Annotated in this window: 9 protein-coding genes and 2 pseudogenes; 4 read left to right on the top strand and 7 right to left on the bottom strand. The window is 73.7% G+C overall.

Translation table 11 applies throughout. The features are described 5' to 3' along the window. Positions 1-37 precede the first annotated feature (37 nt). Positions 38-661, bottom strand: coding sequence for a histidine phosphatase family protein (locus tag ACZ5CW_RS24285; RefSeq protein WP_468604654.1), 624 nt, complete (start codon positions 659-661; stop codon positions 38-40). A gap of 264 nt (positions 662-925) precedes the next feature. Here ACZ5CW_RS24285 and ACZ5CW_RS24280 point away from each other — a divergent pair, with 264 nt between their 5' ends. Further along, a complete protein-coding gene (locus ACZ5CW_RS24280; protein WP_468604652.1) occupies positions 926-1588 on the top strand; it encodes a hypothetical protein in 663 nt (220 codons plus the stop codon). 19 nt (positions 1589-1607) lie between these two features. Here the strand turns inward: ACZ5CW_RS24280 and ACZ5CW_RS24275 are convergent. From ACZ5CW_RS24275 to ACZ5CW_RS24255, 5 genes and pseudogenes are all read right to left on the bottom strand, one after another. After that, positions 1608-3344 (bottom strand): annotated as a pseudogene (locus ACZ5CW_RS24275) (ThuA domain-containing protein); the annotation flags it as partial. After that, positions 3295-3525 (bottom strand): annotated as a pseudogene (locus ACZ5CW_RS24270) (PQQ-dependent sugar dehydrogenase); the annotation flags it as partial. The pseudogenes ACZ5CW_RS24275 and ACZ5CW_RS24270, both read right to left, overlap by 50 nt. A gap of 428 nt (positions 3526-3953) precedes the next feature. Next, positions 3954-4991 carry an AraC-like ligand-binding domain-containing protein gene (locus ACZ5CW_RS24265; RefSeq protein ID WP_468604650.1) on the bottom strand — a complete coding sequence of 346 codons (1038 nt, stop codon included), beginning with the start codon at positions 4989-4991 and terminating at the stop codon, positions 3954-3956. 236 nt (positions 4992-5227) lie between these two features. Next, complete coding sequence (locus ACZ5CW_RS24260; protein ID WP_468604648.1) at positions 5228-7510, bottom strand: ATP-binding protein; 2283 nt, start codon at positions 7508-7510, stop codon at positions 5228-5230. Positions 7511-7593: 83 nt separating this feature from the next. After that, a complete protein-coding gene (locus tag ACZ5CW_RS24255) occupies positions 7594-8754 on the bottom strand; it encodes an MFS transporter (RefSeq protein WP_468604646.1) in 1161 nt (386 codons plus the stop codon). Between the two features lie 80 nt (positions 8755-8834). Here ACZ5CW_RS24255 and ACZ5CW_RS24250 point away from each other — a divergent pair, with 80 nt between their 5' ends. After that, positions 8835-9413 carry a CGNR zinc finger domain-containing protein gene (locus ACZ5CW_RS24250; protein WP_468604644.1) on the top strand — a complete coding sequence of 193 codons (579 nt, stop codon included), beginning with the start codon at positions 8835-8837 and terminating at the stop codon, positions 9411-9413. Positions 9414-9474: 61 nt separating this feature from the next. Here ACZ5CW_RS24250 and ACZ5CW_RS24245 read toward each other — a convergent pair whose 3' ends face one another. Continuing rightward, positions 9475-10851 carry a lanthionine synthetase LanC family protein gene (locus ACZ5CW_RS24245; RefSeq protein ID WP_468604642.1) on the bottom strand — a complete coding sequence of 459 codons (1377 nt, stop codon included), beginning with the start codon at positions 10849-10851 and terminating at the stop codon, positions 9475-9477. A 110-nt stretch (positions 10852-10961) separates the two neighbouring features. Here ACZ5CW_RS24245 and ACZ5CW_RS24240 point away from each other — a divergent pair, with 110 nt between their 5' ends. Both ACZ5CW_RS24240 and ACZ5CW_RS24235 read left to right on the top strand, forming a co-directional pair. After that, a complete protein-coding gene (locus ACZ5CW_RS24240) occupies positions 10962-11792 on the top strand; it encodes a tetratricopeptide repeat protein (protein WP_468604640.1) in 831 nt (276 codons plus the stop codon). 282 nt (positions 11793-12074) lie between these two features. Continuing rightward, positions 12075-12926, top strand: a complete 852-nt coding sequence (locus tag ACZ5CW_RS24235; RefSeq protein WP_468604638.1) for a serine/threonine-protein kinase — start codon at positions 12075-12077, stop codon at positions 12924-12926.

Below are 12926 nucleotides of genomic sequence, written 5' to 3'. Positions count from 1 at the left end.
GCCACGGGCACGCACCGTCGTCCGGCTCGCCGGGACTTCAGAGGCGCAGTTCGGGCGGGAAGCCGGTCCAGCGCAGTTCCGGGGGCAGGTGGCTCATGTCGTTGTGGAAGAGGAGGGAGGCGGGGCGGTCGGGTGCGTAACGGATGACGGTCAGTGAGGCGTTGCCGTGGTTGAGTCCCATCCAGCGCCAGGCAGGTGCGTCCAGGGCGTCCCGGACCAGCCAGGCGACGAGGAAGTTGTGTGTGACGACCAGCTCGTGCAGGGGTTCGTCGCCGCTGACCGGGCCGGTGAACCGGGCGAGGGCGCTGCGAGCCAGTCCCGGCCCGTTGTCGCGCTCCTCGTCCGGGAACCGGGCGAGCCGCTCGAGCATGGCGTCGGCGAACTCCGCCGGCAGTTCTTCGCGTGACGGCAGGTAGGGGAGGTAGTCACCGGCCGGCTCCGAGGACCGCACGGGAACGTTGTCCAGCTGGTCGCCGATCAGCCGTGCGGTCTGCGCCGCTCGCGGCAACGGGCCGTGGTGGACGGCCGAGAGAGGGCTGTGGCGAAGCCGTTCGCCCAGGAGTTGCGCCTGCCGGCGACCGGTGTCCGTCAGTGTGCTCTCGTCCGGAGAGGCCTCCCCGTGTCGCACCAGGTACAGGTAGCGAGGGGCTGTTCCAGTCATGTGTGCGGGCGTCCTTCCCCCGTCGGCGTTCACGATCTTGCGGTCGACCGGAGGGACGCCGAAGGGTCCGGCCCGGTTCCCACCGGCGCTCCGGGTGACACTTCCGTGAACTGGGCCAAGACGAGGGTTATATGAGCTGAACCAACTGGAAACAGGTCTACCGGCCCGTATGATCCAGTTATCGGGCACCCCGCGGTACCCCACTCCCGCTCCCCGCATGCCGCGACCGGCCGCCGGGGGCGCACGGTGACGAATGGAGGACAGATGCCTGAGAACACCGCACCCGTCACGGAGTTGACGTCTCACTACGTCAACCAGGTGGCCGGCGACCTCGAACAGAACGTCAAGGAGCAGGAACGCATCACGGCCGAGATCACGGCCCTGCAGGAGCAGTTGGCCACCCTGCAGCGCGATCACACCACCCTGGTGAGCATGCAGCAGGCGCTCGGTGTCCCGGCCTCCGTCGGCCCGGCGACCGCCGAGCCCGCGAGCCCGGTCGTGCCCTCCCCGCGGAAGAAGTCCCCCGCCGCGCCCGGCAAGCGCCGCACGGCCAAGGCGGCGACCGGGGAACAGGCCGGGACCGGGAAGCGGTCCGCCACGAAGACCGTGGCCAAGCCCGCGGCCGGGAAGGCGGCTCCCAAGGCGGCCTCGAAGGCACCGGCTCAGCCCACGCTCGTCGAACTCGTCCGCGGCCACCTGGCGGAACAGAGCGAGCCCCGCTCCGCCGCGGAAGTCGCCGAGGCGCTGGGCAAGGCCCGCCCCGACCGGGAGATCCAGACCAGGGTCGTACGCACCACTCTGGAGAACCTCGTGGCCAGAAACGGTGCGCAGCGCACCAAGCAGGGCACCTCCGTCTTCTACACCGTCACCGGCGCCCCGGAACCGACGGCCGCGAGCGAGGACCGGACCGAGCCCGCCGCCGGGTAGGCCGATGGTGCCGGGTGCGTCAGTTGCGGGCGGCCCGGAACAGCTCCGCCCAGTGGGCGGTGCGGTCCAGGTAGGCGGTCTCGGCCGCCGCACCGGTCAGTCCGTAGGCGCCGTCGTAGGTCTGGTAGCCGTGACCGGCGGGCGGGGTGGCGTCCGCCGGTTCGATCGAGCTGCCCTCGTGCCATTCGTTGAAGGACGTGACCGACACCCAGGTCGGCGTGCCGCCGGTCGCGGGGTCGAGGGCGTTGGACCACTGCCGGTCGTACGCCGCGCCGTCGGCCCGCTCGACGGTGGGTGTCGTGTTGCCGGGCACCGCCCGGTCGTCGATGTAGCCGGGTGCGACCGACGGGGACCAGACGAGGCCGTGGGCCCGTGCGTAGTCACCTGCCTGCTTCCAGCCAGGGGCGGTGGCACCGGCGATGCCGTCGTAGGTGTACATCCCGGAGAAGTGCGCGATCCTGGTGGTGTCGGTGGTCTGGGCGAGCACGATGCTGGTGCCGGTGACCTGGTCGAGTGCCGCCCAGTCGGTGATGTCCAGACTGCTGAAGACGTAGAACACTGCCTTGTCGCCGTGCTCGGCCGAGCGGTGGAAGGCCGGGTGACCGCCGTACGTGGCGTTGATGTACCGGATGTCGGCGACGGTCGAGGCGGCGGTGCGGCCCGCGTACGGCTCCAGATGCCAGGCCACCTCGACGCCCTCCTGCTGGGCGGCGTCCAGGACGCCCCGGGCGACCCGGTCCTCCTGGCTTCCCTGGCCCCACCAGCTGTAGACGAGGACACCGGCGCCCGAGCGCGCGATCCACTTCATGTGCTGGGCCACTACGCGCGCGTAGTCGGCGGAGTCGTACGGGCCGAGCGCCGGGTAGAGGTCGGCGCCGATGTCGTCGGGCGGGGCGTGGCCTCCCTATTGCCAGTGGCGCCAGTCCCCGCTCACGGCCGGGCTGCCGTACCAGGGGTAGTAGAAGAAGTGCACGTTCTGGTCGAGCGCCCGGGTGGCGGACCCGGTGCCGAGGGTGAAGGTGTCGATGTCGAAGAGCGCTCCGCTGCCGCCCGTGAATCTCAGGAACAGGGGGCCGGAGGCGGAGGCGGTCAGGGTGGCCGACACGGTGGTGAAGGTTTCCCACCCTCCGGTCACCGGCACCTTCACCGAACCGAGCAACGTGCCGCCGGCCGAGCCGGAGCGCACCCCGATGGTGCCGCCGGCGCCTGGTGAGGACACCTTCGCGGTGAAGGTGCGGGCGGCCTCGGTGGAGACGGAGGCATAGCCGGCCCAGTCACCGTCGTCGATGTATCCGAGGGTCTGGCCACCGCCGGCCGGGGTGTGCGCGGCGGCCTGCACACCGGAGCCGGAGGTGAAGGACTCCGCCTCGACCGCGCGGGGACCGGACGGCGGGGAGCAGTCGGCCGGCGCCTGGCCCGCCGCGTAGCGCACCGCACCGAGCAACAGGTTCCGGAAGGCGGCGTCGCCGTACGACTCCGCCGTGTGGCCGAGTCCGGTGTAGAAGGAGCGCCCCCGGCCCTGGTCGTGACACCAGGTGATGGGATGGTCCGCGCCCATCTCACCGCCGCTGTAGGTGCTTTCGTCGAGGGTCTGCAGGACGTGCACGTCGGGGCGCGGGTCGGTGCGGTAGTCGTACCACTCGTCGGTACGCGTCCAGGTCGCGGGCAGGTGGGCGGTCGCCGGGTGGGTACGGTCCTCGGTCTTCACCGTGGCCTGCTGGATCGCGGGGTGGCTCTTGAAGTACGCGCCGACGAGCCGGCGCGAAGGCGGGGTCGGCCGCGATGCCCTGCAGTCCCTCCTCGCCGTGGGTGTAGACGTCGAGCCTGCCGGCCACCTTCGTGTTGCCCGCGGCGTCGGTGTACCGGATGGTGCCGTCCCGCGAGGTGTGCAGGACCGAGCGGTCGGGCAGGACGGTCAGGGACAAGGGGTCGCCCAGTCGAGGCGCCATGAGACGAGGACACCTTGAGACGTAGGCGTTTCGGCCTGCGAGCGATCTCGAGCCTGCTCCTGGCCGCCCTGGCGTTCACGGGACTGCGGCCCGCTTCGGCTTCGGCCGCGGCCGCCGACGCCCCCGGGCCCCACGATCTGCGACATCGCCGTCTTCGGCTCGGGAACCGTCCGGGGTGGCGACGGCGGCGCGGAGGGCGTCGACGTCGGGCACGACAACCACAGCGCCCGCGGCAGAGCCACTCTGACGCGTGTGAGCGTCACCGGCTCCGCCGAGGGGGACATCGTCGTCGAGCCCGGATCGCAGTTCGTGATCGACCGGAGCACAGGACTCGGGAGCGGCGGGAACTCCCCCCTGCCGCCACGGCAGCGGGCCCTTGCCCGTGTCAGGGCCGCGCGCGTACCGCGGCGGGCGGGTCAGGCCACGCGGGTGCGGCCCTCGCCGGTGTCCCGCGCCGGGCGGACGGCGACCGGCGGCATGCCGTACAACTCCTCGTCCCGCAGCGCTCCCGCCGTGCGCAACCTGCGCCATTCGCGGGGCGAGTGGCCGTACGCCCCGCGGAACACCCGGCTGAAGTGGGCGGGGTTGACGAAACCCCAGCGCTGGCCGACCGCCGACACCGCGGGTGCGCTGCTGCCGCCGCGGGCCAGTTCGCGTGCGCACTCCTGGAGCCGGCGGCGCTGGATGAGCCGGGCGACGGTGATCCCCTCATCCTCGAACAGCCGGTGCAGGTACCGCACGGAGATGTGGTGCGCCGCGGCGACGGTCTCCGGGCTCAGGTCCAGGTCCTCGAGGTGACGGTCGATGTGGTCCCGGATGCGCAGCACCAGCTGTTCGCGTGCGCTGTCTGCGCCCCCGAACCGGCTCCGCTCCGCCACCAGCGTGCCGAACAGGTCCACCACACTCACCGCGAGCCGTCCGGCGACGGCCGGCGGATAGGAGTGCGCCGAGCCGACCAGCGCCGCGAGGAACGGGGTGACGACCGCGCCGAGCCCCTCGGTGGCGGAGACGGGTGTCGCCGTGATCCCGCGGATGTGCTCGTCGGGTACGCCCAGCGTGCGCCGGGGCAGGTGCACGACGTGGCTGACGAACGGCTCGGGGAAGTCCAGGGTGTAGGGGCGCGCGGTGTCGTAGACCACCAGGTCGCCCGCGTCGACGGCGGCGTGCCGTCCGTCCTGCAGGAGCGTCGCCGTGCCCGACACCTGGATGTGGACCCCCACGAACGCCTCGGAGGAGGTGCCGATGTGCGCGGCCGTACGGCTGATCCGCTGGGCGTCGGCCTCGACGGTGCAGACGCGCAGATGTCCCAGCCGGCCGCCGGCGATCCGGCCGCCGAACGGGCCACCGCCGCGCGGGACGACGGCCATCGGGACCAGGGCTCTGCCGATGGCGTCCCGCCAGTAGTCGAGTTTCTCGCGGTCGGGCACGGTGTCCGTCGACAGCACCAGGTCCACGTGGGTCTCCTCTCCGTCAGGACGAGCCAACCAGGCGGGCCGGGCGGTCACCAGGCACTCTCCAGGCAGAAAACTTCCGCACCGGCTGCCTCGAGGGAGTGCGCCGACGGAACATCAGGGTGCGCTGAGCGGCAAGTGCCGCCCGACCGGAGGACTTATCGTGGGAACACCGCCGAGGGCGGAGCCGTGCCGGCCGGCATCGGCACCGGCCACGGCGGGGTGGGGACGGGCAACGGTCAGTCCGCGTCCAGACGGGCGAGGTGGGCGCGGGAGCGGGCGACGCATTCCGGGTCGGCGTCGGGGCCGAGCGCGACGCACCGCGCGAACGTCGCACGTGCCTCCGCCGGGCGTCCGGCCGTGAGGAGGGTGTCACCGAGCACGACGAGGTAACGGCTCTCCAGGGCGGTGTTGCCGCGGACGCGGCACATGTCGACGGCGGTCCGGAGGTGATCGACCGCTTCCTGCCAGCGGCCGAGGCGCGCGTAGGCGCGGCCGAGGCCGACGAGCACGCTGCCGCGGGTGAATTCGGCGATGTGCGGTTCTATGCGGTCACCGGCCTCCTCCAACTGGTCCAGGGTCTCCTGGTAGGCGCCGACCGCCTCTTCGCTCAGCCCGGCCTTCTGCAGGTCGTAGGCGCGCTGCAGGAGAGCCTGGAGCACGCCGTGCAGGTCTCCCGAGGCGCGGAACAGCGAAATGGCCCGCTCGTTGTGGTCGGAGGACGAGGCCGGCTCACCCAGCAGGCGGTGGGCCCAGCTGGCGTAGTGATGCGCCCATGCCTCCTGGTCGGGATCACCGGCGAGGCGTGCGGCGGCGAGGGCCCGGGCGGAGTACTGGAGGCTGTCGCGGGGCCTGCCCTCGCACAGCAGCACGGCCCAGGCGTAGTAGTTCAGCTGGGTCGCTTCCAGCAGCGGGTCGCCGAGGGCCTCGGCGGAGCGGGCAGCGGTGCCGAAGACCTCCGGCCAGTGGCCCCAGAAGATCCACTGGTCGGAGAACCAGTGCAGGGACTCGGCCACCTCGACCACGGTGGCGTGCTCGCCGTCCGCCGCGGCGGCCCGCAGGGCCGCCAGCCAGTTCAGGCCCTCCGCCTGGAGCCAGTCGCGGGCCTTCTCGGCGTTGGAGAGGTCCACCGTGCCCGGCCAGGAGGGCGGCGGCGCGCCGTGGGCGGGTTCGTACCACCGGCCGGCCACGACGGCGGTGTCGAGCAGCCAGCGGAACATCGCCGTGCGGGCCCGCTCGGTGTCCTCGGTGCTCTCCTCGGCGGTGAGCCGGGTGCGGGCGTACAGGGCGAGCAGGTCGTGGAGCCGGTAGCGGTCCCCGGCGGCGCCGAGCAGTCCGGTCTCGACCAGTTCCTCCAGGGTGTCCTCGGTGTCGAAGAGGTCCTGGCCGGTGAGCCGGGCGGCGCAGGCGGCACTCGTGTCCGGTCCGGGGACCAGGGACAGGCGCCGGAACAGGCGGGCGGCCGCGGGCGTGAGCTGACGGTACGACAGGTCGAAGGCGCCGGCCACCCGCAGGTCACCGGCGGTCAGCGCGTCCAGCCGCCGTTCCTCCAGGGCCAGCCGGTCCGCGAGCCGGCGCAGGCTCCAACCGGTGCGGGTGGCGAGCCAGTTGCCGGCCACCCGGAGGGCGAGCGGCAGGTGTCCGCAGAGTCCGGCGACCTCGGTGAGGGCTTCCGGATCGGCCGCCGCGCGTTCCTCGCCGACGAGGGAGGTCAGGAAGGCGGCGGACTCGGAGGCGCCGAGCCGGCCGAGCGGCAGCCGGTGCACGTTCTCCAGACCTGTCAGCATGCGCCGGCTGGTGACCAGCGCCCACGTCTGCCCGGTGCCCGGCAGCAGCGGCCGTACCTGGGCCTCGTCGCGGGCGTTGTCCAGGACCAGCAGGCACCGGCGGTCGGCGAGCACCTGCCGGTACAGGGCCGGGTGGGCCGGCGCGCCGGCCTTCGCGAGGTCCCGGTCGGGTACGCCGAGCGCCTTGAGTACGCCGACCATCAGCTCGGCCGGGCCGGGCGGGGTGTCGTCCGTGCCGCGCAGGTCCACCATGAGCTGCCCGTCGGGAAAGCGGTCGGCGAGCCGGCGGGCGGCTCGCAGCGCGAGCGTCGTCTTGCCCATGCCGGGTGCGCCGGAGACGGCGACCACGACGGGCTGCCGCGCCGTGGCGCCGGCCTCGTCCGCGGCGTCTTCCCGGGCTGCGGCGAGCCGGGTCAGGCGCAGCAGTTCCTCCTCGCGGCCTACGAAGTCGTCGATGCCGCGCGGGAAGGAGCGCACGCCGACGGGGTGGTATCCCGGGCTGCGTCCGGTACGAGCGGCCGCGAGCAGGCGTTCCCGGTCGGTGTCGTCGAGTCCGAGGCCGTCCGCGAGCGCGGCCACCGTACGGCGCTGCGGGGCCGCCCGTCGTCCGCGTTCCAGGTCGCCGATGCCTCGTACGCTCACCCCGGATGCCTCGGCCAGCCCTTCGATGGTCAGCGACTTGGCCAGCCTCAGTTCGCGCAGCAGCGCCCCGAATGCCGCGTCCTGTGCGGACATTCCCGCCCCTTCCCCCCGCCGTGATGTTTGAACATTCTATGAGATGAGAAATGCCGTCGATCAAGAAAGGCTCGACCAGGGCCTCACCTCGGACGCGCCCCGCTCCCGGGGGTCCTCCCGGTGCCCGGCGGAAGGGCGGAGCAGGCCAGGGCCGCAAGGGCGGCCACGCCCGCCGCCAGCGCCAGAGTGCCGGTCGGGGACCGGTTCACGAGCGGTCCGGCGAGCGCCGCCCCGGACGCGAACCCGGTGATCTTCAAGCTGGCGCCGGTGGTGAAGATCTGGCCGCGCAGGTGGTCCGGAGCCTCCCGATGCCGCACTGCGAACAGGGCGGCGAGCTGCGGCCCTTCACCGATTCCGGCCACGAGGAAGGCCAGGACGAGCGCGGCCGGACCGCCCAGCGCCGCGAGGGCCGACGCGCCGGCCTGGACCAGGGCGCCGGCCCGGATGATCGTGTCGGGGGCGACCGCCCTCGGGCAGCGTGCCAGTACGGCGTTGGCGGCCAGGGCGGCGCAGGCCGTGCAGGAGAGCAGCAACGCCCCGCGGCCGGGTCCGCCGAGGGTGCGCTCGCCCAGAACCGGGACACAGGCCGTCACCATCCCCTGAGCGGCACAGCACCCGACGGAGGTCAGGGTCGCCCGGGCCAGGCGCGGGTTGCCGACGATGACGCGCGCCCCGGCGGTCAGGTCGCTCGCCAGCGAACGTGCCCGCCTGTCCCGGGCCGTGGCGGGCCGGGCGGGCAGGATCCACGCGGCGGGCGCGGCGCAGCCGATGAGCAGCGCGGCGGCCACCACGGCCGCCGGCGCCCCCAGCACCTGTGCCACGCCGCCCGCCAGAGCCGGACCGGCCAGGCTCGCCACGGCGAAGGTCATGGCATCGAGCGCGTTCGCCCGTGGCAGCCGGTCGGCCGCCACCACCCGGGACAACTGTCCCGTCCAGCCGCCCGAGAGCGCCGGCCCGAGCAGTCCGGTCAGCACCGCGATCAGCACGGTGACCGTGAACGGAAGCCGGCCGAGGCCTGCGAGGATCACGGCCAGCCCCGTCCCGTACAGCACGAGCGCTCCCGCCAGCAGGCGCCCGGGCCGCTCCCGCCGGTCGAGCAGGGCCCCGAGCACCGGTCCCCCGGCCGCCGCGGCCACCGTGATCCCGGCGAGCAGCGACGACGCCTGCGCGGCCGACCCGGCGAGGGCGAAGCCGGCCAGCATCAGTGCCGGACCCGACATCTCGTCCCCGGCCCGGGCAGCCACCGCTCCCCCGAGACAGGAGGCCAAGGAGCAACGCCTTCTCACCCGCGAGACGTTACGGAGGTAACTCAAAACTGCGCAATATGCGTTACATTCCGCAGGTGCCCGCCTTCGACGACGACCGGTCCACCCGGTACTCCGTGCTGAGCACGGCCCGACGCACCGCCGCCCTCGTCAACGCGCTCGCCGCGGACCACCCCGACCCCGGCGAAGTCGCCGCGGTGCTGCGCGCGTACGGCGAACCGGACCCCGTCGGCCTCACCTCCCGCGACGTCACCCGGATGCGCGCGGCCGCCGCCCTGCTGCGCGAGGTCTTCGCCGCCGAGCACACCGACGACGCCGCCGCGGGGCTCAACCGCCTCCTGCGGGAACACACCGTCCCGCTGCGGCTGACCTCACACGGCGGCGGCACCCCCTGGCACCCCCATCTCGACCACGACGACGACGCACCCTGGGACGAGTGGTTCCTCGCCTCGTCCTGCATGGCCCTGACCGTCCTGCTCTGGGACCGCCAGCTCCCGCCCGGCAGGACCTGCGCGTCGGCCGGCTGCCGGAACGTCTTCATCGCCCAGGGCCGCGGCCCCGACCGGCGCTACTGCTCCCGCCGCTGCGCGACCCGCGAACGGGTCGCGGCACACCGGCGCGCCCACGGCACCCGGTGACGTCCGGAGATCCTTCGGGCGGGCGGGGATCCCCCACGTACCCGGCGCCGTCCCCGGAAGGTCAGCCGACGGTCTCGACTCCCCGCGCGGGCACCGGAGTTACGCGCAGGCGTGCGGGCACCGCCCACCACTGGTCCGGGCGGTCCACCACCGGGGTGTCCGGACCGGCCTCGAGGAAGCGCGCGAGGCGCAGGAGGTACGCCGCGATGCCGGCCGCGCCCTGCATCCATGCCGTGCCAGGGGGCAGCAGCGGTGGGTCCGCGCGGTGTTCCAGGAAGCGCCAGCGGGCACCCGCCCCGTCCCTGACGGCGCGCTCCACCAACGCGTCGCCCATCCTGCGTGCCGCCCGTACGAGGGTCCGAGCCCTGGCCGGCGTCCCACAGTCCTGCGCGGCGTCCAGCAGCACGTCCCCGACGCCCGCGGTTCCGCAGCAGCGGCCGTCGTTGTCCCAGAAGCCGGGCCGCAGGCGTTCGGGGACGCCCGAGGTCAGGATCGAGGTCAGGCAGCGGTCCCGCAGCTCGCCGGCCCCGAAGCCGGACACCTCGGGCACGCCCGCGTGCTGCAGCGCCGCGAACAGGTGCGAGGTGCCCGCCGGACCGTGGCACCAGGTGTACGTCACCGGTTCCACCTCCCGTCGCGACGGCGGGATCGTGTGCGGGACGATGAAGCCGTCGTCCTCCCACGAGCCCACCGCCAGGACGTGCCGCGCCCCCTGCACCGCGGCCTCGACGAAGTCCGCACGGCCGAATGCCGCGCCCGCCACGGCCAGCGCCGAGGCCACACCGGCCGTGCCGTGCGAATAGTTCGGGCACTTCTGCTCCGCGCCCGGAGCCATCCCCCAGTCCAGGCCCGACGCCGTCCGGTCCGCGACTCGCAGCAGGGCCTCACCGCCAATCGTCGCGATCGCCTCCGCGAACTCGCCGCCCGCCCAGACCGCGGTGAGCACCACGCCTGCGGTGCCCATGATGATGTCGTTGAGGGGCGCGTCGGAACCGGGCTGGAAGTCGAGTGTGGTCTTCCATCCTTCGGGGGTGGCCAGGTCGGCCAGCCGCCGCAGGGCGATCGACTCCGTGCCCGGGGCCAGCAGCTTCAGCGCCATGGCATCGCCGGCCAGGCCGTCGTACAGGGACGGTTCGGTTCTCTCCCGCGCCTTCGCCGACAGCCGGGCCACGATCCCGGTCGCCAGCGTCCGCTCGCCCTCGCTCAGCTCCCGGTACTGCCGGATCTCCGCCAGCACCGGGGCGAGGCCGGCGATCCCCGCGTACAGCGTGTCGCGGTCCTGCGCGGGTCCCGTGCCCCGGTCGTCCTCGGCCGCCGTGCCCTGCCCGTCCTCGGCCACCGTCTCCGGCAGCCACGGGCCGTCGTCCTCGCGGACCTGGTTCAGTACCCACGACCAGGCGGCCTCGCCCAGTTCCCGGTACACGTTGTTCGCCGTCACCCGGCCACGCTACAACCAGGCGTCTCCCGTCAACACCCGGTCCTCCGCGTCCTGGTGCGGTCCCCGGGGTGCCCGGGCCGTCGTGTACACGGCATCCGTATGCTCCGGGCATGAAACTCTTCCGGTCCCGCGGCCGAACCGACACCGGGCGGACGGCGGCCTCCCCACTGGCCCAGGTCATCGCCCTGTACCAAGCCGGGCGCCATGCCGAGGCGGAGGCCGAGGCACGCGCGGTGGCCGCTGCCCGGTCCGCGCTGCGCGACGATCCGTACGTGCCGCTGGCGCTCGGCATCGCCGCGCTCGCGACGAGTACCCAGGGCCGCCACGACGAGGCCATCGCCGCCTACGACGGACTGCTGCCGGTGTTCGGCAGGTTCTTCGGCGCCGAGCACCCGCAGACCCTGAAGCTGCGCTCGGACCGCGCGCAGGCGCTGAGCGCGGTCGCCCGATACGCCGAATGCGAGGCGGAATGCGCGGCCGTGGCGCGGACGGCGGAGCGCGGCACGGGGCCGCAGATGGCGCTCACAGCGACGGCCGCCCGCAACGGCCAGATCTTCGCCCTCAACGGGCAGGGGCGTCACGCCGAGGCCGAGGCGGTAGCCCGCGAGGCCCTCGCCGCCTACCGCGTACCGGACCGGCTCACCCTGGTCCTGCGGCTCGGCCTGACCCGCAGCCTGAGCGGTCAGGACCGTCACGAGGAGGCTCTCGCCGAGGCCGAGCGCGCCGACGGGCTGCGTCGCGGCATGCCCGAGGAACAGTGCCGCCCGGAGACCGGCGCCGTCGAGTTGGCCAGGGCCACCGCTCTGCTGGGGCTGGGCCGGGCCGCCGAGGCGCGCGCCCTGGCCGTCACCGCCCATGACTCCTCCCGGACCGCCCTCGGCCCGGACCATCGCCGCACCGTCGAGGCCCGGGAACTGCTCGACCGCATCGACGGCATCTGACCGGGCGGACCACACGGACGCGGGCACCCGGCACCGGCACCGGCACCGGCACCGGCACCGGCACCGAGTGAGCCCCGTGGTGCCGTCGGTGTGTCGTCACTCGCGCGAGTGATCGGCGCTGCGTGCTCTCACCGCACCGGCATGCCCCGTCCGGCCCGGTGTGCCGCGCGAAACGACGTGCGGCGGACCGTGCGGCGAGGTCATGCGCCCCGACTCGCTTGTGAGTAGCCTGAGTTCACCAGCACGGCCGATGGGGGCCGGGCACACGGGGAGGGATGCCGGGTGCGGTTCGGGGCGTGGGTCGTGGAGGGGGAACTGGGGCGCGGGGGCATGGGCGTGGTCTACGCGGCCGTGCACACGGAGAGCGGCGAGCGCCGTGCTCTGAAGGTCATCCAGGCGCCCGCGGGGGCCGACGAGGAGGTGGCCCGCTTCTCCCGTGAGGTCCGCGTCTGCATGGCACTGCGTCACCCGCACGTGGTGCACGTGGTCGGGGTGGAGCGCACAGGGCCCCAGGACGGCGCCTCGCCGGCGGAGGCCGACGCCTGCTGCCTGGTCATGGAGTTGTGCGAGGGCGGCAGTCTCGCGGACCGGGTGCGCAGCGACGGACCGCTGCCCGCGCGTCAGGCCCTGGACCTGTTCGACGGTGTGCTCGCCGGGCTCGGCCGGATCCACCAGGAGCACGGCTTCGTCCATCGTGACATCAAGCCCCACAACATCCTGCTGGCTTCCGGCCCCGACGGGCGGACCACCGCCAAACTCGCCGACTTCGGGCTGGCCAAGGCGTACGACAGCGCGGGGCTGAGCGGACTGACCCGCACCGGCGCGGTCATGGGCACTCCGGCCTTCATGCCGAGGGCCCAGCTGATCAACTACAAGTACGCGACCCCCGAGGTCGACGTGTGGTCCACCGCCGCCTCGCTCTACCACGTGCTCACCGGTGCCACGCCGCGTGACCTCCCGCCGGGCTGGGACCCCTGGCTGGCCGTGGCCACCAGCCCCGTCGTGCCCGTCGGCAAGCGGGTCGCCGGCCTGCCGCGGGGCCTGTGCGAGGTCCTCGACCACGCGCTCAGTGATGAACCCGACGGGGGCTTCTCGACCGCAGAGGCGCTGCGCGCCGCACTCAAGGGGAGCTGA

This window comes from Streptomyces sp. NPDC031379 (assembly GCF_055569615.1).
Note: the sequence above shows the minus strand (reverse complement) of the source record. Positions and strands in the feature narration are given on the sequence as shown.

What these genes read in the sequence shown, in the direction of transcription:
- ACZ5CW_RS24240 (WP_468604640.1), top strand. Translation starts at nt 10,962, where the DNA reads ATGAAACTCTTCCGGTCCCGCGGCCGAACCGACACCGGGCGGACGGCG.
- ACZ5CW_RS24260 (WP_468604648.1), bottom strand. Translation starts at nt 7,510, where the DNA reads ATGTCCGCACAGGACGCGGCATTCGGGGCGCTGCTGCGCGAACTGAGG.
- ACZ5CW_RS24250 (WP_468604644.1), top strand. Translation starts at nt 8,835, where the DNA reads ATGCGTTACATTCCGCAGGTGCCCGCCTTCGACGACGACCGGTCCACC.
- ACZ5CW_RS24280 (WP_468604652.1), top strand. Translation starts at nt 926, where the DNA reads ATGCCTGAGAACACCGCACCCGTCACGGAGTTGACGTCTCACTACGTC.
- ACZ5CW_RS24285 (WP_468604654.1), bottom strand. Translation starts at nt 661, where the DNA reads ATGACTGGAACAGCCCCTCGCTACCTGTACCTGGTGCGACACGGGGAG.